The 2,376-nt window shown below is 67.0% G+C and carries 5 protein-coding genes; 4 read left to right on the top strand and 1 reads right to left on the bottom strand.

Annotated features, from left to right (window positions below):
• Positions 1-35: 35 nt before the first annotated feature.
• Positions 36-350 (bottom strand): hypothetical protein, encoded by a 315-nt coding sequence (locus tag ACWGH4_RS34190; protein WP_453467692.1) that lies wholly within the window; start codon positions 348-350, stop codon positions 36-38.
• Positions 351-621: 271 nt separating this feature from the next.
• On the opposite strand from ACWGH4_RS34190, the gene rpsF reads away from it, so the two are divergent.
• The 4 genes from rpsF to rplI all read left to right on the top strand — a co-directional run bounded on the left by rpsF (position 622) and on the right by rplI (position 2,330).
• Positions 622-912, top strand: a complete 291-nt coding sequence (gene rpsF, locus ACWGH4_RS34185) for a 30S ribosomal protein S6 (protein WP_004950685.1) — start codon at positions 622-624, stop codon at positions 910-912.
• A 74-nt stretch (positions 913-986) separates the two neighbouring features.
• Positions 987-1,586, top strand: a complete 600-nt coding sequence (locus ACWGH4_RS34180; RefSeq protein WP_441263317.1) for a single-stranded DNA-binding protein — start codon at positions 987-989, stop codon at positions 1,584-1,586.
• Between the two features lie 42 nt (positions 1,587-1,628).
• Positions 1,629-1,865: a 30S ribosomal protein S18 gene (gene rpsR, locus ACWGH4_RS34175; RefSeq protein ID WP_005315025.1), complete on the top strand. Its 237-nt coding sequence runs from the start codon at positions 1,629-1,631 to the stop codon at positions 1,863-1,865.
• Between the two features lie 18 nt (positions 1,866-1,883).
• Positions 1,884-2,330 carry a 50S ribosomal protein L9 gene (gene rplI / locus ACWGH4_RS34170; RefSeq protein WP_005315027.1) on the top strand — a complete coding sequence of 149 codons (447 nt, stop codon included), beginning with the start codon at positions 1,884-1,886 and terminating at the stop codon, positions 2,328-2,330.
• Positions 2,331-2,376: the final 46 nt, after the last annotated feature.

Raw genomic sequence — 2,376 nt, 5'->3', positions numbered from 1 at the left:
GCTCCCGTCCCCGCCCCTGGGTTCGACGCCCGGCCTCAGCCGAGGAGGCCACCGAAGAGTCCGCCGTGAGCCATCCCGAGGAAGAACCCCACCGCGGATGCGCCCAGCCCGACGATCAGCAGGAACCGCTCACGGGTCGTCGCGGAGATGAACTGTCCGTACGCGCCCGTCCCGATTCCGATGAGCCCCGCCCATGAGCTGAGCAGATGCAGATTGTGGAACATCGCCGAGATGAACGCGAGAGCGCCCAGTACCAGCGTCACCGCCATCAGGGTGTCCTGAAGGGGATGAGGCTTGCCGTCCGTGGCGAACAGCGAGACAGAGGAGTGACGTCGCATTGCCTGTGCCATGAGGCACCTCCTGGCTTTGCCGGAAGGCGGCGCATCGTAGCGCCGCGTCCACCCGATGTGTACAGATTGCGGCCATGGGCCACCGGATTTCAACCGGAAGCCGGAGTGCGGGTACTCTGTACGGTCTGCACCGGTGTCTGCCCAGGCCACGACGCGATCGCCACTCGACGAGGGGGGATTGTCAGTGGCGGCCGATACCGTTGCTCACGCATCACGACCCTCCTGCCACGGAACGACCGTGGCCGCTGAGTCCAAAGGAGGTGGGTTCCACATGCGTCACTACGAGGTGATGGTCATCCTCGACCCCGATCTCGAGGAGCGCGCTGTCTCCCCGCTGATCGAGAACTTCCTCTCCGTCGTCCGTGAGGGCAACGGAAAGGTCGAGAAGGTCGACACCTGGGGCCGTCGTCGTCTCGCTTACGAGATCAAGAAGAAGCCCGAGGGCATCTACTCGGTCATCGACCTGCAGGCCGAGCCTGCGGTCGTCAAGGAGCTCGACCGCCAGATGAACCTGAACGAGTCGGTCCTCCGGACCAAGGTCCTCCGTCCCGAGACCCACTGAGCACCTAGCTCAGAGGTCATCGGGTTTCGAGTAGCAGCAAGCAGCCAGCAGCAATCCCGCCGAGAGGTTCACCCATGGCAGGCGAGACCGTCATCACGGTCGTCGGCAATCTCGTCGACGACCCCGAGCTGCGCTTCACCCCGTCCGGTGCGGCGGTCGCGAAGTTCCGTGTCGCGTCCACTCCCCGCACCTTCGACCGCCAGACCAATGAGTGGAAGGACGGCGAGAGCCTCTTCCTCACCTGCTCGGTCTGGCGTCAGGCGGCGGAGAACGTCGCCGAGTCGCTCCAGCGCGGCATGCGTGTCGTCGTACAGGGCCGGCTCAAGCAGCGGTCCTACGAGGACCGCGAGGGCGTCAAGCGCACGGTCTACGAACTGGACGTCGAGGAAGTCGGCCCCAGCCTGAAGAACGCCACGGCCAAGGTCACCAAGACCACCGGTCGCGGCGGCCAGGGCGGCTACGGCGGCGGTGCCGGCGGTCAGCAGGGCGGCGGCGGCTGGGGCGGCGGCCCCGGCGGTGGTCAGCAGCAGGGCGGCGGCGGTGCTCCCGCCGACGATCCCTGGGCCACCAGCGCGCCGTCCGGCGGCGGCCAGCAGGGCGGGGGCGGCTGGGGCGGAAGCTCCGGCGGCTCCGGGGGCTCTGGCGGCGGCTACTCGGACGAGCCGCCCTTCTAGGGCAGCTCGTACCCCACTTCTTGATCACACAGGAGATACACCATGGCGAAGCCGCCTGTGCGCAAGCCTAAGAAGAAGGTCTGCGCTTTCTGCAAGGACAAGACCGCGTACGTGGACTACAAGGACACGAACATGCTGCGGAAGTTCATTTCCGACCGCGGCAAGATCCGTGCCCGCCGCGTGACCGGCAACTGCACGCAGCACCAGCGTGACGTCGCCACGGCCGTCAAGAACAGCCGTGAGATGGCGCTGCTGCCCTACACGTCCACCGCGCGATAAGGGAAGGGTGACCGAAACATGAAGATCATCCTCACCCACGAGGTTTCTGGCCTCGGTGCCGCCGGCGACGTCGTCGACGTCAAGGACGGATACGCTCGCAACTACCTGGTCCCGCGCGGTTTCGCGATCCGCTGGACCAAGGGTGGCGAGAAGGACGTGGCGCAGATCCGCCGCGCCCGCAAGATCCACGAGATCGCGACCATCGAGCAGGCCAACTCCATCAAGGGTCAGCTCGAGGCCGTCAAGGTGCGCCTTGCCGTTCGCTCCGGCGACGCCGGCCGCCTCTTCGGCTCCGTCACCCCGGCTGACATCGCCTCGGCGATCAAGGCCGCCGGTGGTCCGGAGGTCGACAAGCGTCGCGTCGAGCTCGGTTCGCCGATCAAGACCCTGGGCTCGCACCAGGTGTCTGTGCGTCTGCACCCCGAGGTTGCCGCGCAGCTCGGCGTCGAGGTCGTCGCCGCCTAAGCGCTGACGCTCGACAGAGCAGTAGAAAGGGCCGCACCCCATCGGG

The sequence above is a fragment of the Streptomyces sp. NPDC054847 genome, assembly GCF_053610925.1.
The sequence above is the reverse complement of the archived record's forward strand: the minus strand, read 5'-3'. Positions and strand labels throughout refer to the sequence as shown.